This window comes from Deltaproteobacteria bacterium, assembly GCA_030690165.1.
Taxonomy (GTDB): Bacteria; Desulfobacterota; GWC2-55-46; order UBA9637; family UBA9637; genus JACRNJ01.
The window spans coordinates 20,120-40,473 of the sequence record JAUYHF010000033.1; the positions used below are offsets into that span (position 1 = coordinate 20,120).

The window sequence follows — 20,354 nt, forward strand, 5'->3', positions numbered from 1 at the left end:
TTATTGAGCGATGATAAGTACTTCTTTTGAGTTTCCATTGCTCAAAACATATTTATAGTCCAGCTTTTTAACTTCCACGGACTTCTTGTGTTTTTTGAGCATATTTACCAATTCAGATATTGTCGGAGTGCCGTCATCACGATAGGAAACTACTAAAATTGAATTTTTAAACTTATCAAACAATCGCTCAAAAGCACCATGTATTTCGCCTTTGTTGCACCATTCACTTTTGCCGTTTTTTATCTTTTTGTGTTTTGAATTTTCATCAATGAGTTTTGCCCATTCATCATAGAAAACAATGCCTTCCAAAAAATGATAAAAATCGAAATAGTTTACGCCTACGCCCCTTGCAGAAATATATGGTGTATCAATATAAACAAGGTCAATTCCCGGAATTGTTAAATCGAAAATATCTGAATGAAATGCTTGATTTTTTTTGCCATTATCAAACGCGGAATTATTTGCTTCTTCAACAAACTTTAAAAAATGATCCTCAAACGGAGTATCCCATGTTTTCTTGTTGCCGAAACTTCGTTCAACTTCTGCCGTCCTGATATAGAGATTTTTACGATGAAATAAATTATATGGCCGTTTGATTATGCAGGACTGAAACAAGGCATAATATGCTAATGCCTGTTTGTATTTATCCCGCATCTCTCCAATGTTTGTTATGACAACATCAAGCCATTTATTTTCCTCGTCCGTAAAATAAATGTCGTGGAAAGTATCCTGAATGAAGGACGGGTATTTTATTTTAGAGTGTTTTTTGAGAATAAAATCCAAATCTTCATTTGTTAGTGCGGTGTCTTTGTTTTCAATTAAAGCAAGCCCGACATAATGATTAAATTTTAGTGAATCATTATAAAAAACCTGCTTGCCATTTTTTTTGTACATATAACCAACGCAACCAGTTCCACCGAAAGCGTCAAGTACTGTGTCAAAATCTAAATCTTTTGTATAGTAATCTATCCATTTGAGGATTTTATATTTACTTCCTTGATAGCGAGTAGACGGCAAAACACCAGCATTTTTTGTTGGAATCTCATTGAATAATTGTGATTGCTGTTGTTTTACGCTTCTCATGGCTAAAGATTTTTTATGTTGCGATATTTCAAATAATCTTTGAGGTTTGAGTATGGCGGCCGTTTCAGTTTCGCGCTCCGCGCCATCTCTAATGTCATATAATTTATCCAGTAGTCGTCGAACACCTTAACTCCCAGCGTAGAAAACGGCCCCGTTCCCTCTTTCAATTCACTCATCTTTACGCAGGAGCCAATATTTTTTGTGTTTCCACTTCCGGGACGGTCTTTGGCAATTCTGTATTTTTCTTGAACGATGAAATCAAAATCCTTTACCACCGACAAAATGTCTTCCAAATCATCAATGGTATAAACTTTGTTTTCGTCTATCAATTCTTCCTGTTGAGTATAGATAATGCCGAGAATGTAATGCTTGTCATATTCTTTGTATGGAAAGGTGATATTTTTCTTTGAATCCCTGTAACGAAAATATCCGGTAAATGCACCGAGTGTAAAACCAGAAATTGCCTCGTGATTTTTTCGGTAAGTGCTTTTGAGATCGAGGGCGATTTTCTTTTTATCTTTCGTAACAAAAGTAACATCGGGGTAATGATTTTGTTCCGCGGAAAAAATCATTTCGTAGCTATTCTCTTTCGCGAATTTCTGAATGACCGGAAACATCATCAACTCGATGATCTTTGAAACAACCTTTGTATCAACCGAGATGGTGTAGATATTTTTTGCTATATCAATAAAACCCTTCACTGACCAATCACCGGACGGGGTGGCGAGGACTTTCCTAAAGTCCTCTGTGTGTTTGAGTAAATTCTTTTGAAAAATGTCTTGTTCCATAATGTTATTTCATCAAGTCATCGAGCAAAATGCCGATTGCTTTAGCGATTTTCTATAGAGTTTCAACTGTTGGGTTCGGGCTTTCGCCTGTTTCTATTTTAATAACAGTATTCAAGACAATATCAGCGTTTTTTGATAGGCGAGTTTGAGAGATGCATTTTGCCTGTCTGAAAATCAAATTCTGGTGCCGAAGGGGGGACTCGAACCCCCACAGGTCGCCCCACTAGAACCTGAATCTAGCGCGTCTGCCATTCCGCCACTTCGGCATGAAAATCTTGTTGAACAAATCTTGTTTTTAATCTATACTCAAACACTGTTTATGTCAAGAAAATCATAAGGGGGGTTTATGAAATTTTTTATTGATACCGCAAATATTACGGAGATAAAGAAGGCCAGCGAGTGGGGACTTGTGGACGGTGTAACAACAAACCCGTCTCTTGTGTCAAAGGAAGGCAGGGATTTTAAAGACCTCATCAAGGAGATATGCTCAATAGTGGACGGCCCTGTCAATGCCGAAGTCATAAGCCTTAATGCAGAGGGTATGATTAAGGAGGCAAGGGAGTTAAGCAAGATTCACAAAAATATCGTTGTCAAAATGCCCATGACACTGGAAGGGCTTAAGGCTGTAAAGACTGTTTCCAGAGAAGGTATTAAAACAAACGTCACTCTGGTATTCTCACCCACTCAGGCTCTTATGGCTGCAAAGGCAGGGGCAACTTATGCGAGTCCGTTTGTAGGCAGGCTTGATGATATTTCGCATAACGGCATGGATTTGGTTAGTCAGATTTTGACCATTTATGAAAACTACGATTTTGCTACTGAAGTGATTGTTGCCAGTGTAAGGCATCCTCTGCATGTGGTGGATGCGGCGCTTTTGGGGGCACATATAGCCACCATACCATTCAAGGTCATAGAGCAGTTATCCAAACATCCCCTCACAGATATCGGCATTGAGAGGTTTCTGGAAGATTGGAAAAAGGTGCCGAAGAAATAGAGAACAAAAAGAGATTCATTATGCAAAAACCCGCCTACCGCTGGTTCCGTCTTGGCGATATAAACGCCTTCTTCGGCCTCATGGGCGACAACATGAGCGACCTTGTTATTATGGCGGGGTTACTCGTCGGCGTATTTCAGTTTCCTGCTGATATTGTCCTTTATAAGATGATACCAGGGACTGCCATAGGCGTCCTGATAGGCGATCTTGTTTATACCCGGATGGCAATAAGGCTTGCAAAAAAGACAGGCAGAGATGATGTTACCGCAATGCCTCTTGGTCTTGATACGCCGTCCACATTCGGTCTTACATTCGGAGTTATAGGCCCGGCATTCCTTGCAACAAAGGATGCCATGCTCTCGTGGAAGATTGCAATGGCAGTAGTTGTTGCAATGGGTGTTATAAAACTTATCGGCGCGTGGATAGGACCGTCCATAAGAAGGAATGTGCCAAGGGCAGGGCTTCTTGGCTCAATAGCAGCAGTGGCGCTTATTCTGATTGCCTTTCTCCCTTCGCTGGAGGTATTTGCCAATCCTATTGTTGGGCTTGTATCCTTCGGCATAATACTCATGACACTTATTGCAAAGGTGAGGTTTCCATTTAAACTCCCCGGCGCGCTCGCGGCGGTTTTATTCGGCACAATAATCTTTTATCTCCTCTATCTTGTGGGTGTTATTCCGGCAGAAAAACTCCACCTCTCTGATTCGGCAAGTTTTAATTTTTCATTCCCTTGGCCTACACTTGGTTTTCTTGAAGGTCTGCCGCATGCGCTTCAGTATCTCCCTGTTGCCATCCCTTTTGCTATCGCTATAATTGTAGGCTCTGTGGATGTTATAGAAAGCGCTGCAGTGGCAGGGGATGAATACAATACAAGGGATATTATTTTAACAGACGGCATTGCCACCATAATTGCAGGACTCTGCGGCGGAGTTGCCCAGTCAACGCCTTACATCGGCCACCCCGCGTACAAAGACATGGGCGGCAGGGCAGGATATACATTTGCAACTGCACTGTTTATCGGCATCGGCGGGCTATTGGGGTATCTCTCGTTTTTTGTGAATCTTCTTCCAAAGGCGGCTGTTGCGCCGATATTGATTTTTATAGGCATGGAGATAACTGCGCAGGCATTTGAGGCAACGTCAAAAAAACATGCAAAGGCAGTTGCATTTGCATTTGTGCCTGTTATAGCCAACCTTCTTTTAATAGAAATAGGCTCGCTTTTGGCCAATCTTGGGAAAAATGCCGCTGATCTAACCGGCGGATTCGCAGAAACATACCATAGCATTATTGTGCTGGCCAATGGCTTTATCATATCTTCCATGATATGGGGCGCGGCCATTGCATATATCATAGACCACAAACTCCACACCGCTGCATTCTATTTCTTTGCAGCAGCAATACTGTCTCTGTTCGGCATTATCCATTCACCTCTGGAAAACGGCGGCCTGTTCCTGCCATGGCAAACAAACTCATCAGCGCCAATAACCTTATTTGCAGGCTATCTTGCAACAGGCTTGATGCTGAATTATGTGGGCTTTCATAATAAGAGGTTTGAGGGGTAAACCCAAGCGCCAAAATTTTTGGCGCGGGGTAAATTACATGCGTATAATCTACGGTATAAATCCACTGACGGAAGCCTTAAAATCCCATCCCGAATATTTTAAAGACATACTCATTGCGCATGGCAGGGCTGGTCAGGAGGTTGAAAAAATAAGAAAACTTGCCGGGCAGCACAATATTAAATACAGGATAGTTGAGAAAGAGGATATTGAAAGCCTTGCCGGAACTGCGCATCATCAAGGTGTTGCCGCTATTCTGTCTGAATTCAAATATGCAGATGTGGAAGATGTATTGGAGAGATGGCGGTCGTCTAAAGAAAAAGCTATTATTCTTATCCTTGACTGCATCCAGGACCCGCAGAATCTGGGTTCGTTAATCAGGACAGCCAATGCAGCAGCCGTTCACGGTGTAATTATTCCAAAAGACAGGGCAACAGAAGTTACGCCAGCAGTTGTAAAGGCATCTGCTGGCGCGATAGAGCATATCTTGATTAGCCGTGTAACCAATATCGCAGATACAATAACAAGGCTCAAAAATACCGGCATCTGGGTTATAGGCATAGAGGCAGACAGTAAAGAAGATATCTACTCGTTTGATATGGATACAGACCTGGCGATTGTAATAGGGAGCGAGGGCAAGGGCATAAGACGTCTTGTCAAAGAAAAATGCGATGTATGTCTTTCTATACCGATGAAAGGCAATATCTCGTCCTTAAATGCCTCTGTTGCCGGAGGGGTAGCTCTTTTTGAGGTGTTGAGAAGAAGGCATAAAAGATAATAGAATAGTCGTAAGTTTTTCCTTCAGTTTTGCCAGCGCCTTTCCCCTGTGACTTATGCGGTTTTTTATATCAGGCGGGAGTTCTGCCATAGCCTTTCCATATTCTGGAACATAGAATAGCGGGTCGTAGCCAAAACCGCCTTTGCCTTTTGGCTCAAGGGCTATAAAGCCATTGCAGTTTCCATCAACTGTTTCTTCCTCTCCTGAAGGAAAAACAATTGCAATAACACATTTGTAATGCGCGCATCTTTTTTCAAGGGGAATATCTTTTAATTCCAGGAGCAGTTTTTTATTGTTTTCCTCATCTGCGGCATTTTCCCCTGCATAGCGGGCAGACAATATCCCCGGCCTTTTGTCCAGGGCATCCACCTCAATCCCTGAATCATCGGCAAGGGCAGGGATATTCAAATATCGGGATACAAACCTTGCCTTTTTTAACGCATTTTCTTTAAAGGTTTTTCCATCCTCAATTATAGAAGGGACTTTAGGAAAATCATTAAGGGAGAGCATATCCAAATCCAAGCCTCTAAGAATCTCTTTAATCTCCTTAACCTTACCCATATTTCTGGTCGCAAGCACGATCTTCATAAAATGGACATATTCAATAGCTACTACTGTTATTTATGCTATATATGTCAGCCAGTCCGCGTATTTTTTATCTTTCCCTTTGACGGTATTGAAAAATGTCTCCTGAATCGTCTTTGTTGCTGCTCCCGGTTTTCCTTGGCCAATTTTTCTATTATCAACCTCTCGTATGGGAGTTATCTCTGCGGCAGTGCCTGTGAAAAATGCCTCGTCTGCTGTGTAGAGTTCATCGCGGCTGAATCTGCCTTCAAGCACAGTGATGCCTTTGTCTTTTGCAATTTTTATTACAGAATCTCTGGTAATTCCTTTTAAAACAGATGTTAAAGGCGTAGTTTTTAAAATGCCATCTTTTACAATAAAGATATTTTCTCCGCTTCCCTCTGACACATAACCGTCTGTATCAAGCAGCAGGGCTTCATCATAGCCATTAGCGAAAACTTCACGTTTGGCAAGTATAGAATTTACATAGTTTCCCACAACCTTTGCCTTTGTCATTCCCACATTGACATGGTGTCTTGTAAAAGAGGATATTTTTACACGAATACCTTCCTTGATCCCTTTTTCACCGAGGTATGCGCCCCAGTTCCATGCGGCAATTGCAACCTTTACAGGATTTTCTTTTGGATATATGCCCATACTGCCTTCAGCCAGATAAACCAATGGCCTTATGTACCCTTCCTTCAAATCATTGATTTTCAGGGTTTCAATGATGGCCTTGTTTATCTCATCCCGTGTAAATGGTATGTCAATCTGCATTATATGGGCTGATTCAAACAGTCTGTTTGTATGCTCCTTGAGCCTGAATACCGCAGATTTTCCATTCTCGCATTTGTAGCACCTTATGCCTTCAAATACACCCAGTCCATAATGCAACGTGTGCGTCAGGATATGCACATTAGCGTCATCCCAGTTTACAAATTTTCCGTCCATCCAGATTTTTTTTGTCTTTTCCACGATATGCTCCTTATTATAGATTTTTAAAATAATCACATCCATTACAGCGCAGTTTACAAAGCCTTAGCTTCGGCCTAATAATATAATAGCGAGGTTGGACCGGTGCGCTACAACTAATGATTATTTTTACCATGTATTATTTTTTACTATAAGTCCCCACTTTTTACCTCTATTACGCATTGTAGTCGTCAATGCATCCACAAGACTAAAGAGCCATATAAGAATTACTGTTATAATTAGCAGCCAGAGTCCCATCATATCAACACTGCTTGTTCTATATACCGCCGCCATTATTGGATTCATTGAGTAAAGCACTATTATGCCAAAATATGCCATGATTGCTATGCCTTTCTCAAATTCATGGTTATAAAGTTGTCACATTCCAGGTAAAAGCATTGAAAGTATCGCCGGTTTCCAAAGGTTTATTTTACTGACCTCGCAAACCGTGCAGCCTGCGCTCTCCAATATTTTTCCGCACGTTGTGCATCTGTCTATAAAAGCTGGTAATGTTGGAGTTTTTATAATATTGCATTTTGATATTTCATTGCACAGCTCTTTTGCAGCAATATAATCTATTAAATTCAAATTATACGGTGTGCCGTCTTCAGAGGTTTTAAAAATAAAATAAGTGATAGGATAATCCATGGGCCACAATTTACCGCTCAAGGTTTTCTTTTCTATTAATGTCGTTGATTTTAAGCAGGTGCAGTCAATCTCCTGAATACGATGCGCGATATTTTCAAACCTGCTTAGTGTAACTACAAACATCTTGTTTTCTATCAAAAGAACTAATGCCTGATATCCATCAATAATAGCCGTGGAGTAATGCTTAATAACTGTTTCACCTTCTGCCAGTTTTTCAATAATTTCAGCGTGTTTTGACATCAACCTCCTTGCATAATAGTGAAATACCGGATGATAACGGCCTCTGCGGGAGCCTCTGGCCAGAATAAAGCTTCCTGCGGCAGAAAACATAAGAGTAATCAGAATTGCTATCAAAAATATACCGAGCAATAAAATCCATAGCGCAACCCATATAATAATTGGAGAGGCTCGTGTGTATGGCTTGGAAATCGGCACTACCGTGCTGATTAATATTAGCTGTAAAATCAGACCTACCGTGCTAATTAATATTAGCCATGCCACTATCCTGACAGTTAATCTGAACAGAAGAATACTCGTAGTAAGCAGGGCTAATTCAAGGCGCAGGAAAAGAGATGGCCTTTCAACAAGAGAATCAGTTTTAACCGTTGCCTTGATAGGGCGATTGTATTCTGTTCTGCGAACAGCAGCCAATATTATAAACAAAGCAAATAGAATAACGCCAAGCAAAACCTGTCCCGTCAATATTGTCATTTCATAAGTCTTATGGCGCAGCTTGAGGGTATCAAGCACATTCTGAAATTCCGGACTGCCAAATCTGCTGAATGAATTTTTCAGCAAATCCAGCCTGCGTATCTGGAAGTTAAAGTGATCAGTAAAAAGCAGATCGTTTTTTCCTGCAACAATAGCTACGGGCTGAGCGCGGTTCAGAAGGGGAATAAGAGATTCTCGCTTCCCCTGTTGATTGAGTTTTACAATCTCAGCAAATTCCAGATTATTGTCATGATTGGTTACATAGGTATTGCCGGAATTATCTATTGCCAGATGCACAGGCCATTGAAATCTATAGGGGCTATTTGAATAAAGGGCTGAAGCAAGAGGATTCCATGTCGTCTCTATTGTTAACGATGGGTGAAGCACTTTTATATCATGATTATTAGTATCGGCAACAATGATTCTTCCCGCGGCATCTACAACGATGTCATTAGGAAAATGAAAAATTCCTGGCACTGACCGGCTCAACAGTGTGCCATCCCTGCTTAACATGATAATGCGGTGATTGCTTGTATCTGTAAGCAGGATTGCATCCTTTTCAGGATAATAAGCGAGATGAAACAGGCGGAACGGTTTGCCGGCGCCTGTTGCGTGAAGGTCAATAACTGCTCCAAGCGAGCCATCAACATGAATAAAGTGTATCTTGGCCGACTCTTGACTGCCAATAAGCATGTCTCCATTTGGCAATGCTGCAATACCCGCAAAAGGCGGTTGAATTCCCATTTGATTAGCAGTTAGTTGCCTAATTATTTTTCCATCTTCACCCAATATGTAAAACTCGTCATTTACCTGAACCCATATTTGCCCCGTATTGTCCAATGAAATCAAACCAAGCCCGCTATTTGCAGAATCCTTAAACGACACCCAAGAAACAATGCCAGCAAGAACAGCAATAACAAGCAATGCTATATAGAATATTGCCTTCCTGTGTTTTTGTAATTTTTGAATCACGACTTTTTATCTAACCGCCACCGGTTCTCCAATCTGTATCTTTGTCTTGCCTATAACAATCCCTTCTCTGGTTACCACTATTTCATTGTCTCTGTTTGCAGCATAATTCTTGTTAAAGGTTATAATCTTGTTTACGTTTCCAAATTCATTGCCGGAAAAATTTACTTTTACACCGCCGTTTCCATTGACATTGGTCTTCACATCTATAATCTCCAGGGTGTCCTTTGCTGTAACCGATATGGTGTCTCCATTGGCATACCACCTCTTGCCGCCCTGTCCGTGTTTCACCACAATGTAATTGAGTTTAGGCTCTTCCATATCAACAAAGACCTCTCCGAACTTTTTATCCTTATAACTTATTGCAACCGTGTATTCAAGGCCTTTACCGCCCTTTGAATATTTCAGCCACAGGTCTTTTGCCGTATTGATGAGATAACCTCTGTCTTCTCCGGTGTTTTTCATTTTATTTCCCACAAAGCCGAGAAAATTTACCGTCAGCGCCATCATATCATTGGCAGCACTTATCCCGTCCACAACAACATCCAGAAGTTTCATTTTGTCGCCTTTAATAATCCTGAGATGCTCTTCATGAGAAAGAACCTGCCGCAGGCCGTTTACCTCAACTATAAGATATTTGAATTTGGAGGATTGAGCGGATGGCGGCGCATTTTTTATCCCGGCATCCTGCACATCTGATACCGAGATTGTTATTTCTCCGCAGGGGAAACTATCTTTTCTTACCATGGCCTTTGTTGCAGCATTTATCTCAAATTCTTTGTTCAGATCATTTGCCGTGCCTATATTAAGTATATCAACGCTCAAACCGCGTTCGTAATTGGCCTCTATCTGGGAGATTTTTATCCTGTCCCCTTTTCTTAATTTAATCTCGTCTCCGTCTCTCGCCATGATATTTTGAGTTCCATTTACGGATAGTATGACATATTTAAGCCTCGGCGGGTCCAGCGCCACCCTGGGGTTCTCCGGTATGATGCCGAACTCGTCCATAAAGACGTTGATGACCATAGTCTGCATCCTGACCTTTGCCTCAATCTCCTTTATCTCTTTGGATGTCTCTACTCCAAATGCAGGTATCCCATAAGTGGAGAGGGCATAAAAGGTAGCAGACTTCTTCTGTTCAGGATGGCTGGTGTTTTTCTCAAATGTCCTGTGATTATTAAATCTGAAATGGTATTGCTGATTATCTATTATTTTATTTACATGGTCTGCTATCTTTCTTGCTATGTCCCCGAGAGGGATGTTTGCCCCTTTTTCCTTTGAATAATATATGTCTGCGTCTGCAATTATAGATTGGCCGAACCTCATGGGGTTTTTCAGACCGCTCTCATAGCTTTCTCTAAAAAAGCCGGAACCCTCATGCAGATTGAGAAAAAAATCGCTCTGGCTCATCAGGCCTTTGAGTATCTCTACAATCTTGTCTTCATAATATTCCTTGCTGTTTGCAATAGCAAACCTCCGGTTCATGTCCCAGTTGATAGCCCTTTTATGCTCTATGATGGAAAAAAAATTAGCGCGCGGCACAACAATCAGATTCCCTTTGTGAAGGGCCATATCCGCATACAAGTCTGCCGACAGATAGCCGCCCGGCTCATCCCCCTGTATGCCGCCTACTATCATAAGGGTTTTTCCTTTTTCTGCTCCATATACCTTGTAGATATTCAGCTCATATTCGGTATCTTTAAAGTAAACCTCGTGCAGGGTTTTGCAAAATCCATTGCCGGCAAGAAATATGAGAAAAAAGGCTGCTCCGAATGCATACACGGCTTTTCTTTTTAAATTTTTCACAGGCCCGCCTCCTTTTTAATAAGGAGGTCCCCATCTGCTGAATATACAAATATACTTACCATTTTTATAGCATTGCCATTGAAAGATGGGAATATCCTCTCTATATGCTTCTGCCACTTTATGGTAAATTTGTCCCCTTTTTTAAAATCAACAGGAAAACCATCTTTTACCTCTACATCTTCAGGAAAACAAATATAGGTTCCTCCATAATCTCCAACTATAAAAACATAACCATGCAATGTTTCACCGGCGCTGTTTGTCTTGGCCATGTCAAAGCTAACCGCAAGGTTGCCGCCATCTTTTTTAATCTGAAAATCATGAAGTGAAATAAGTTCTGTTTTTTTCTCATTTCCGTTATTAACAGCCCCTTTATCTGTTGAGGCTGTTTTTGCCACCATATCCTTAAACCTTTCCTCTAATGATTTTTTCTCCATGTTTGCGGAGGCAAGTTCATCGGTTAACCTCCCTTTTTCAATATACAGCTTAAAGGAAAAGATGGCGGCGGTTATTGAAACAAGTATTAAAATAAAAAGACCGACTATGAGCAATGCCAGACTTTTTAGAGAAAATTCTACAGTGCGAGCCTTTCCAGCGTTATCTGTAAAATATATTATTGTTATCGTCTGTTTCATTGAACTGTTCGTGGCTGCCCCTGAATGTTTCTATCATGGGAAGGAAATTTTTTATGAAGCAGCAGTTCGCCTGTTCTTGAATAAACCAGAACTGTAACATGGTCAACAATATTTTCGCCAAGTTCCCCGTTTACAATCTTAAAACGTCTTATTGAAAACCACTCGCCTTTTCTAAAATCCATGGGAATACCCTGTTCAAGCGTAATTGGCGGATATGCTGTGTGGCGAATCCCATTGTCGTTTTTGTTTGCAGCTACAATTACCACCCTTCCTGATATCATTTGCTGTTCCATTGTTTTATTTATCAGCTTGAATTTGACCTTATTTGCAGCCATTCCTTTATCAATTGCAAAGTCTTCTATATCTACAAGTGGCCTGCCCTTGACCCACCCCTTTATCCCCTCCAGGGAGGGGAAGGGGTGGGTCAGGGGTGTTTTTGATAAAACAGTTACGTCAGAAGGTAGTGTTGCTCCTGCTGCTGTCCCATTGGAAGGAGCCGATTGTAAGGTTTCGGTCTTTGCCACTTTATAGGCAGTATATCTTTTTGCGACCTCTGCCGGCCTTTGTGTCGGCAAAGGGCTCCATTCTTCTCCAATTATTTTCCATTCCCCGATAGAAGCATTCGGGGACAGGGCCGCATTTTCATTAACAAGATAGAGCCTCTTTATTCCAATGCTTGTCAGCCTGTCATTTTTATAGCGCTGCGCAAATGAGACAACCACATGGTTATTATGACGAAGGATTTTGATGTCTGACAAGGAGACATTTATATGTTTATATTGCCGGTTAAGACTCTCTTTATATTTTCTCCATCTTTCAAAATCCATACCATTTGTTCTGAAATTTTTTGAATACGTATCCGTATAACGGTTAATATCTTTTTTCTGCCAGCCGGTCTGCCACTTTTCAATCAGGCGCTCAATTTCCCTGCGGGTGTTCGCTATATTTTCACCGCTGTCATATTCAATCTTGTCCACGATGATCATCGGCGTTGTCTGAAGTTTTATATATTCCGCAAGCTCAAGGACGTCTTCATTTGCGGCTACAACACAGCCCCGCGTATCATACGGTTTTAAAGGCCGATCCGGTTGATCGGTTGCATGAAACCAGATGCCGTTTCCTTTTTTATGCAGAGTGGCATCTATGAAATTCGGATAATTTATCGGCATGGCCATTACGCCGTATTCAGGCAGCAGTTCCCTGTCATCCTTAACCACTGTAAAAAAATAAACCCCTTCAGGAGTTTTACGGTCCCCGCTCCTGCCCTTGTCCCCTTGATTCCGGCCTGTAGTAACCTGAAAGGTTTTTATCAATTTATAATATTTATCGTAGAGATATAGTTTTTGGGTTGATTTTTCCACAAGTATTGCGTAATCCCAAAGCCCTATAAAATAAAAAGGGATCGTAGTTTGCAGAGATGTATCAGATATGCGGCCATTGATAGAATTACTGTTTTGTAGATTACCGTTAGTCGGTTCGGCAGACTCACGATGAGGTTGCGCCGCTGTTTCTGCCCCGGAAGAAGGGGTTTTTGCGAGGGAGCTTATCTGATTATTATCAGAAAAAACATATCCCGCATTGCCTGCCATCCAAAACAGGACGAGGCCTATTCTGACCACTGACCACTGACCACTATCTTTCAACCTACAGCGCCTCCATTTTTTGACCTTCCGCCCCTGCGCCAAGTGTATGCCCGCCTTTCTTCTCACCCATCTCGCATGTACCTTCAAATATCACGCCTTCGCCAATAATGAGGTTGGTTGTCCTGATATTCCCGAACAGCTTGCCAGGCACTCTCAGTTCTATCCTGCTTTTTCCCTCTATGTTTCCCCTAAACTCGCCGCTTATAATAGCTGTGTCCACTGCTGCCTTTGCTTCTATAAGCGCGCCCTCGCCTACAATAAGGGTTCCGTTTATTGCGTCAACTTCGCCGTTAAATTTCCCGTCAATTCTGACAGAGCCCTCAAACTCAAGCTTTCCGGTAATAGCCACATCCTTGCCGATGAATCCGTTCATCTGCATGTCCCCTCTTTTTTTGTCCTTTTCGCCAAACATGATTTCCTCCTTTTTTTTATTTCTCAAACATAAAGCCTTGATGTTATGCCTTGATATTTCTCATCATCTCCAATATCCGTTCCAATTCTTCATAAGAATAAAACTCTATCTCCAAACGGCCTTTCCCCTTGTTTTCCTTCACCAAAACCTTTGTGCCGAAAATACCCCTTAGTTCATCCTCAACCGATTGCTGATGACCAGCCTTCTTGTGATGGGTTTTATCTTTGTTGATCCCCCTTTTTACAGCCTCTTCAGTCTCCCTTACAGACAGCCCCTTTTGTATTATTTTTCTACAAAGCTCTCTTTGACCGGCATGGCTGTCAAGGCCAAGGAGGACCTTGGCATGTCCCATAGATATTGCGCCTTTTTGCAACTCATTCTTTACCTCAGGCGCAAGTTTCAGGAGTCTTAAATAATTTGCAACCGTTGCCCTTTCCTTGCCCACCTTTTTTGCCGTATCGTCCTGAGAAAGAGAGAACCTCTCCATCAGGCTTTTATAGGCCAATGCCTCTTCAATAGGATTTAAGTCCTGCCTCTGGATATTTTCTATAATTGCAAGCTCAAGACTCTCTTCCTCTGTAGCATCCCTTACAACAACAGGAACCTCTTTAAGCCCTGCAAGCCCCGCTGCGCGCCATCTCCGTTCGCCTGCTATCAGTTCATACCCGTTTTCCGACCTTCTGACAATAAGAGGCTCTATAATCCCCTTTTCCCTGATGGAATCGGCAAGCTCTTTAAGCTGCTCTTCATTAAAATCCTTTCGCGGCTGAACCTTGCTGGGGGTTATTTCATCTATAGGGCAGACAAGGTAATTGTCCCCTGTTTTTTCAATATTCTGAATCAATGCGCCCAGCCCCTTGCCGAGCGCCTTTCTCTTTACCAACATAGCTAACCCCTTAATTTTTCAAAAGAATTTCCTTTGCCAGCTCCATATAACTCAATGCGCCTTTGGATGTTATATCGTAAAGTATTACAGGTTTTCCAAAACTCGGACTTTCGCTTAGCCTTACATTTCTTGGTATTATTGTCTTGAATATCTTACTGGCAAAATGCGTTTTTACCTCTTCGGCTACCTGATGGGCAAGATTATTTCTTGGGTCAAACATGGTAAGTAGTATGCCCTCTATTTCTAAATGAGGATTAAGATTTTTCTTTATAAGACCTATGGTTTTCATAAGCTGTGACAGGCCTTCTAATGCATAATATTCGCACTGCATAGGTATGATAACTGAATCTGCTGCTGTCAGGGCATTTACTGTTAAAAGACTCAAAGATGGAGGACAGTCAATAAAAATATAATCATAGTCATTAACGATATCCTTTAAGGCATCTTTTAATTTTATCTCTCTTCTTGGGTCGTCTATTAATTCCACCTCAGCGCCTATAAGGTCTATTGTGGAAGGGACAGTTTTTAGAAATGGAATCTCGGTGTCTTTAATAACCTCTTTTAGTCCTTTGTGCTGAATTATTGCCTGGTATATACTGTCCTTTGAGCCGTTTTTTGAGAGTCCAACTCCACTGGTAGTATTGCCCTGAGGGTCAAAATCAATCAGAAGAACCCTTTTTTCTGCAACAGCGATGGATGCAGAAAGATTTACAGCCGTCGTGGTTTTGCCAACACCACCCTTTTGATTTGCTATTCCTATTATTCTTGCCATTTATTTTAAGTAAACCCCGTTAGAAGTCTCCTCCGTCAGGGGTAAGCCCTGATGGAAGAATAGTTTCCTGATAGGTAAACTTCTAACAGGGTAAACTCCGAATCTTCCTCGCCCCTGATTTCGTAGGAAAGTTTACCATACAGTTTTCATTTTTCAAGGAAAAAATTGGCGGCTGTCTTTATTGTTCCACATGGAACAGTTTTTCGGGTTATCGTTGGTTTAAATCTTTTTAAAACTCAAAATGGTTGTTGCAATATCTATAAACGGCAATTTTATTTCTTTTGCCCCAACATATTCCACATCAAGCTGCTTGAGCCCTTTTAATTCTTCCATCCACTTGGGGCCTTTTACTGATAGGAGGGCGCCTCCCTTTTTTGCGTAAGGCGCAGCTATATTTAAAAAACTACCAAGCCCGGCAAATGCCCTGGATGTAACAACATCAAAATAGGCGGCAAACTTTGTTATGGTTTCCTTATCTTCAGCCCTTGCCTGAACAGCCTCTATATTCTTAAGCCCGATTGTCCTTATTATATGCCTCATAAAAATAACCTTTTTATTGACAGAATCCATTAACGTTATCTTTAAATCAGGAATGACAATATTTAAAGGAATACCAGGGAATCCAGCGCCAGAGCCAATATCAAGAAGGGTTTCTTTGCCGGACAGGAAGGAAGCCAATGTCAATGAATCCAGGAAATGTCTTATTATTATATCTTTATCATCTGTAATGGCAGTGAGATTAATCTTTTTATTCCACTCTTTTAGCTCCTTAAGATATGAGGGGAAGGAGGATAATGCTTTATCTCCGATGGTAAGCCCAAGTTCTTTACCGCCTGCCTTTAAAATATTTTTTTGCTCTTCGTTTGTCATGGCCTAAATATGCCCTGTCTTTTTCAAATGTATCAAAAGCATGGACACCGCAGCAGGCGTGATGCCGGACACCCTTGCTGCCTGACCAATGGATTCGGGCTTTATTGAAACGAGTTTCTCCATGACCTCTTTTGAAAGGCCGCTTACATCATCAAAAGATATGTTTGACGGTATCTTAATCTCCTCCATCTTTTTAAATCGTTCAACCTGCCCCTGCTGCTGGTTTATATATCCTTCGTATTTAATCATTATCTCAACCTGTTCCATAACATCCAACGGCGGCAGGTTCTTCCACTGCATAAGTTCATACACTGTTTTTACATAAACGCCATGTCTTTTGACGAGCTCTTTCAGGGTCGCGGCTTTTTTAATATCATCCAATTTGAGTATTCTAAGCATATTGTTTATATCGTGGGTCGGCAAAACCCTGTTTCCCTCAAGTTTTTTCAACTCATCCTCAATTGCCGCTTCCTTGGCCTTAAATATCCCGTAAGCAGTATCATTTATCAGTCCGATCTTATAACCCTTTTCTCTCAATCTCAAATCCGCATTATCTTCCCTTAAAAGCAGGCGGTATTCTGCCCTTGAGGTAAACATCCGGTAAGGTTCTTTTGTCCCCTTTGTCACAAGGTCGTCTATCATTACCCCGATATAGGCCTCGGAACGGTCAAGCACAAGCGGCGGGCTGCCTTTTATTTTTAAACCTGCGCTGACACCAGCAACAAGCCCTTGGGCTGCTGCCTCTTCATAGCCGGACGTCCCGTTTATTTGACCGGCAAGATAAAGGCCTTCTATCATCTTTGTTTCAAGGGTTGGTTTTAGCTGGGTTGGCTCTACATAATCATATTCTATGGCATAGCCAGGCCTTAGAATCTCTACATTCTCCAGCCCTATTATGGTCCTTAAAAACCTGAGCTGAATATCAATTGGCAGGCTTGTGGACAGGCCATTCGGGTATATTTCTGTTGTCTCATATCCCTCAGGCTCAAGAAATATCTGGTGACGTTCCTTATCAGAAAATCGTACAACCTTATCCTCAATAGACGGGCAATATCTCGGCCCGGTTCCCTGAATTACGCCGCTGTAGAGTGGAGAGCGGTCAAGGTTTTCTTTTATGACTGTATGCGTTTTATGGTTTGTATAGGTAATGTGGCAGGGAACCTGTTTATTTGTAATCTTTTTTGTTGAAAAAGAAAATGGCGGTGGAGGATTATCGCCATCATGGACATCCAATTTTGAAAAATCTATTGTTTTTGCATCAAGTCTCGGACATGTGCCTGTTTTTAACCTCCCCATGTTAAAACCGAGTTCTTTGAGGGAGAGGGAAAGATTTACAGACGGCATATCTCCGGCCCTCCCGCCAGGGAAATTATTCAGCCCAATATGGATAAGACCCCTTAAAAAAGTCCCTGTTGTTATAACAACAGCCTTTGCATTAAAAATCTCTCCTATATTTGTCTCCACCCCGCAAACCTTGCTATCCTTTACTAAAATCTTCTCAACCAATACCTGTCTTATATAAAGATTTTTCTGCGATTCAAGAACAGACTTCATCCTTAGGCGGTATAGCTGCCTATCTGCCTGAGCCCTTGTTGCCCTTACAGCAGGTCCTTTGCTCATATTAAGTGTTCTGAACTGGATGCCTGTGGCGTCAATATTCTTTCCCATCTCGCCGCCAAGGGCATCTATCTCTCTTACAAGATGTCCCTTTGCAATCCCGCCTATGGCAGGGTTGCACGACATAAGGCCAATGGTATCGAGATTTATGGTGAGAATAAGGGTTTTTAGCCCCATTCTTGCACAGGCCAGGGCTGCCTCGCAACCGGCATGTCCGGCGCCAATAACTATTACATCATATTGATTTTCTTTTGCCATAATTTTAAACCCCGTAAGACCTTCGGTCTCTTGGGGGTAAACCTGAATCAATGTTCCACGTGGAACAATACTCAGTTTAAAAATTTTAATTTGTAGGCTTGCAGACTTATGAGACTGCCTTTAATAGAACAAAAACTACAGAAGGATCTGCCCATATAGGCGTTTACTATAACAAAGCTTTGGTTTAAATACAAGACTGGGCAATAACTATAGAAAAATATTTTTATGCAGTTTGTCTTTTCCTGGTTTTTAGCGGGCTAAAATCCCTTGACAGACACAGACCATACAGGTTATATGAGATACCATGGCAGAGAAGAAACCCATAGAGATAGAATGTCCGGGATGTAAGATAAAGTTTCGCTTATGGGTTCCTGCGGATCTCTTTTCAAAGTGGAAGAATGGGGAAAAGGTAGGATGTATAAAATGTGGAGCACACATCATATTGGAAAAAGAGGGCGATAGTTTCCGGGTCAAGTCCAAACAGCCGGTTGAAACAATAATAACAGAGCCTGCGCCGGAAGAAACCTCTGAAACCGTTGAAGCTATAGATGGAGTCATTCTTGTTGTTGACGACGACGGTCTTGTCAGGAAGATGGCAGAAAATGTGCTTAAAAAAAATAGATTTATGCCTTTAACAGCAAAAAACGGACCAGAGGCATTGAGGAGTATAGAACAAAACCGTGTGGCGCTTGTAGTGGTTGACCTGCATCTTAAAAACCCAAAAGATCCTGAATCCATTATGGATGGAGAAGAATTTTTACAAAGGCTTGTAGATTCTGGAAAGAATATCCCGGCCATAGTAACTACCGGCAAAGATATTATTGATGACATAATCTTTGAGCCAAAATGGTATGACCTTCATGTTATGGCTTTTATTCAGAAGGGGAGCCCCTTTTGGACTGATGATCTTCTGGTAAAAATAAAAGAAACTTTAAAAAAGGATTAGGAAGCAGGGTGGGAAAAATATAATGAATATATTAGTTGTGGGAAGCGGCGGCCGCGAACATGCTCTGGCATGGAAGATAGCCAAAAGCCGAAAAGTAAAAAAAATCTTTTGCGCGCCCGGAAATCCAGGAATTGCTCAGTTGGCAGAATGTGTTTCCATAAAGATTGATGATATAAACGGCCTTAGAGAATTTGCTGTTAAGGAAAAGATAGACCTTACAGTTGTAGGCCCGGAACTGCCGTTAACGTTAGGTATAGTTGACAGCTTTGAAGAAAAGGGGCTTAATATCTTTGGCCCTTCAAAAAAGGCAGCAGAGATAGAAGGGAGTAAGGTCTTTGCAAAAGACCTGATGCAGAAATATGAAATACCAACAGCAGTTTATAGGGTATTTAAAAATCCAAAAAATGCAAAAGACTATGTAAAGGAACACAGCCTCCCGCTGGTTGTCAAGGCAGACGGCCTTGCGGCAGGTAAAGGGGTTATAATCTGTAAAACAAATGAGGATGCGCTTGACGCAATAAGGCTTATAATGGAAAAAAGGGAATTTGGCAGAGCCGGAGACAGGGTAATCGTGGAAGAATTTTTAAAAGGCCAAGAGGTGTCATTTCTGGCAATAACTGACGGTAAGACAGTTATCCCCCTGCCACCTTGCCAGGATCACAAGGCTGTGTTTGATGGGGATAAGGGGCCGAACACAGGCGGCATGGGCGCCTATTCCCCAACACCGCTCGTAACTGCCAAATTAAAAGATGAGATAATGAACAGCATAATGATTCCGACTGTTAAGGCAATGGAAAAAGAGGAAAGACCTTATAAAGGCGTGCTTTATGCAGGACTTATGATTACAAAAGACGGCCCCAGAGTTTTGGAATATAACTGTAGATTTGGCGACCCTGAAGCGCAGCCTATAATGATGAGGCTTAAAAATGATCTGATAGATGTTCTTTCAGCATCGGTTGAGAAGAGGCTTAATAGGATTAAGCTTAATTGCGATAACAAGGTTGCTATATCCGTTGTTATGGCATCAAAAGGTTATCCGGGAAATTATGAAAAGGGTAAAGAAATAAGAGGAGTTGAAGATGTATCGAGACTAAAAAATGTTGTTGTTTTTCATGCCGGCACAGCAATAAATGGTAACAAACTTGTGACAGCAGGGGGCAGGGTTCTCGATGTAACTGCCATGGGCGTTGGAATAAAAAGGGCTATGAATAAAGTCTATGAGGCGGTATCAAGGATAAAATGGGAAGGTGTGCATTATCGGAAGGATATTGGGGCAAAGGCGATAAAATAGTTATTCACGCTCAAAAATTGCCCATCTGCTGCGTTGTCGCTGCGGTTTCGTCTACACTGCCAATTGGGAGTATAGACGAACCTATTCATTTATGAGCAAGATAGGTAACATTTTGCTTGCAGACTTAAGAAAAACAAAAGGCAAGGAAATTGGAA

Annotated in this window: 19 protein-coding genes and 1 tRNA gene; 5 read left to right on the plus strand and 15 right to left on the minus strand. The window is 41.6% G+C overall.

All coding sequences use genetic code 11. The features are described from left to right. From Q8P28_05775 to Q8P28_05785, 3 genes are all read right to left on the minus strand, one after another. On the minus strand, nt 1-1,083 hold the full coding sequence (locus Q8P28_05775; protein MDP2682301.1) for a DNA adenine methylase: 1,083 nt from the start codon (nt 1,081-1,083) through the stop codon (nt 1-3). A gap of 2 nt (nt 1,084-1,085) precedes the next feature. Continuing rightward, a complete protein-coding gene (locus Q8P28_05780) occupies nt 1,086-1,871 on the minus strand; it encodes a type II restriction endonuclease (GenBank protein MDP2682302.1) in 786 nt (261 codons plus the stop codon). Nucleotides 1,872-2,053: 182 nt separating this feature from the next. Then, nucleotides 2,054-2,137 (minus strand) — tRNA-Leu (locus Q8P28_05785). Between the two features lie 80 nt (nt 2,138-2,217). On the opposite strand from Q8P28_05785, the gene fsa reads away from it, so the two are divergent. The 3 genes from fsa to rlmB are packed head-to-tail and all read left to right on the plus strand — an operon-like array spanning nt 2,218 to nt 5,202. Beyond that, a complete protein-coding gene (gene fsa / locus Q8P28_05790) occupies nt 2,218-2,865 on the plus strand; it encodes a fructose-6-phosphate aldolase (GenBank protein ID MDP2682303.1) in 648 nt (215 codons plus the stop codon). Nucleotides 2,866-2,885: 20 nt separating this feature from the next. Then, entirely contained in the window at nt 2,886-4,427 is a 1,542-nt protein-coding gene (locus Q8P28_05795) for an MFS transporter (GenBank protein ID MDP2682304.1), read from the plus strand. Between the two features lie 37 nt (nt 4,428-4,464). Beyond that, nucleotides 4,465-5,202, plus strand: a complete 738-nt coding sequence (rlmB, locus tag Q8P28_05800; GenBank protein ID MDP2682305.1) for a 23S rRNA (guanosine(2251)-2'-O)-methyltransferase RlmB — start codon at nt 4,465-4,467, stop codon at nt 5,200-5,202. Here rlmB and Q8P28_05805 read toward each other — a convergent pair. From Q8P28_05805 to mnmG, 12 genes are all read right to left on the minus strand, one after another. Beyond that, on the minus strand, nt 5,137-5,790 hold the full coding sequence (locus Q8P28_05805) for an XTP/dITP diphosphatase (protein MDP2682306.1): 654 nt from the start codon (nt 5,788-5,790) through the stop codon (nt 5,137-5,139). The genes rlmB and Q8P28_05805 overlap by 66 nt on opposite strands. A gap of 33 nt (nt 5,791-5,823) precedes the next feature. Further along, nucleotides 5,824-6,744 (minus strand): branched-chain amino acid transaminase, encoded by a 921-nt coding sequence (locus tag Q8P28_05810; protein MDP2682307.1) that lies wholly within the window; start codon nt 6,742-6,744, stop codon nt 5,824-5,826. Nucleotides 6,745-6,867: 123 nt separating this feature from the next. After that, a complete protein-coding gene (locus tag Q8P28_05815; GenBank protein MDP2682308.1) occupies nt 6,868-7,032 on the minus strand; it encodes a hypothetical protein in 165 nt (54 codons plus the stop codon). A gap of 84 nt (nt 7,033-7,116) precedes the next feature. Next, nucleotides 7,117-9,069, minus strand: coding sequence for a hypothetical protein (locus Q8P28_05820; protein MDP2682309.1), 1,953 nt, complete (start codon nt 9,067-9,069; stop codon nt 7,117-7,119). Between the two features lie 6 nt (nt 9,070-9,075). Continuing rightward, nucleotides 9,076-10,872 (minus strand): M14/M99 family metallopeptidase, encoded by a 1,797-nt coding sequence (locus Q8P28_05825; GenBank protein MDP2682310.1) that lies wholly within the window; start codon nt 10,870-10,872, stop codon nt 9,076-9,078. After that, a complete protein-coding gene (locus tag Q8P28_05830) occupies nt 10,869-11,504 on the minus strand; it encodes a hypothetical protein (GenBank protein MDP2682311.1) in 636 nt (211 codons plus the stop codon). The genes Q8P28_05825 and Q8P28_05830 overlap by 4 nt, the downstream gene beginning before the upstream one ends. After that, nucleotides 11,501-13,147, minus strand: a complete 1,647-nt coding sequence (locus Q8P28_05835; GenBank protein ID MDP2682312.1) for a L,D-transpeptidase family protein — start codon at nt 13,145-13,147, stop codon at nt 11,501-11,503. The genes Q8P28_05830 and Q8P28_05835 overlap by 4 nt, the downstream gene beginning before the upstream one ends. A gap of 1 nt (nt 13,148) precedes the next feature. Further along, nucleotides 13,149-13,559: a polymer-forming cytoskeletal protein gene (locus Q8P28_05840; GenBank protein ID MDP2682313.1), complete on the minus strand. Its 411-nt coding sequence runs from the start codon at nt 13,557-13,559 to the stop codon at nt 13,149-13,151. A 43-nt stretch (nt 13,560-13,602) separates the two neighbouring features. Beyond that, nucleotides 13,603-14,445, minus strand: coding sequence for a ParB/RepB/Spo0J family partition protein (locus Q8P28_05845; protein ID MDP2682314.1), 843 nt, complete (start codon nt 14,443-14,445; stop codon nt 13,603-13,605). Between the two features lie 10 nt (nt 14,446-14,455). Then, a complete protein-coding gene (locus tag Q8P28_05850; GenBank protein MDP2682315.1) occupies nt 14,456-15,217 on the minus strand; it encodes an AAA family ATPase in 762 nt (253 codons plus the stop codon). A gap of 219 nt (nt 15,218-15,436) precedes the next feature. Beyond that, on the minus strand, nt 15,437-16,087 hold the full coding sequence (gene rsmG, locus Q8P28_05855; protein ID MDP2682316.1) for a 16S rRNA (guanine(527)-N(7))-methyltransferase RsmG: 651 nt from the start codon (nt 16,085-16,087) through the stop codon (nt 15,437-15,439). A gap of 3 nt (nt 16,088-16,090) precedes the next feature. Further along, nucleotides 16,091-17,962, minus strand: a complete 1,872-nt coding sequence (mnmG, locus tag Q8P28_05860) for a tRNA uridine-5-carboxymethylaminomethyl(34) synthesis enzyme MnmG (protein ID MDP2682317.1) — start codon at nt 17,960-17,962, stop codon at nt 16,091-16,093. 304 nt (nt 17,963-18,266) lie between these two features. On the opposite strand from mnmG, the gene Q8P28_05865 reads away from it, so the two are divergent. Next, nucleotides 18,267-18,908 carry a response regulator gene (locus tag Q8P28_05865; protein MDP2682318.1) on the plus strand — a complete coding sequence of 214 codons (642 nt, stop codon included), beginning with the start codon at nt 18,267-18,269 and terminating at the stop codon, nt 18,906-18,908. A gap of 22 nt (nt 18,909-18,930) precedes the next feature. Continuing rightward, nucleotides 18,931-20,199, plus strand: a complete 1,269-nt coding sequence (gene purD, locus Q8P28_05870) for a phosphoribosylamine--glycine ligase (protein MDP2682319.1) — start codon at nt 18,931-18,933, stop codon at nt 20,197-20,199. The last annotated feature ends 155 nt before the right edge of the window (nt 20,200-20,354 follow it).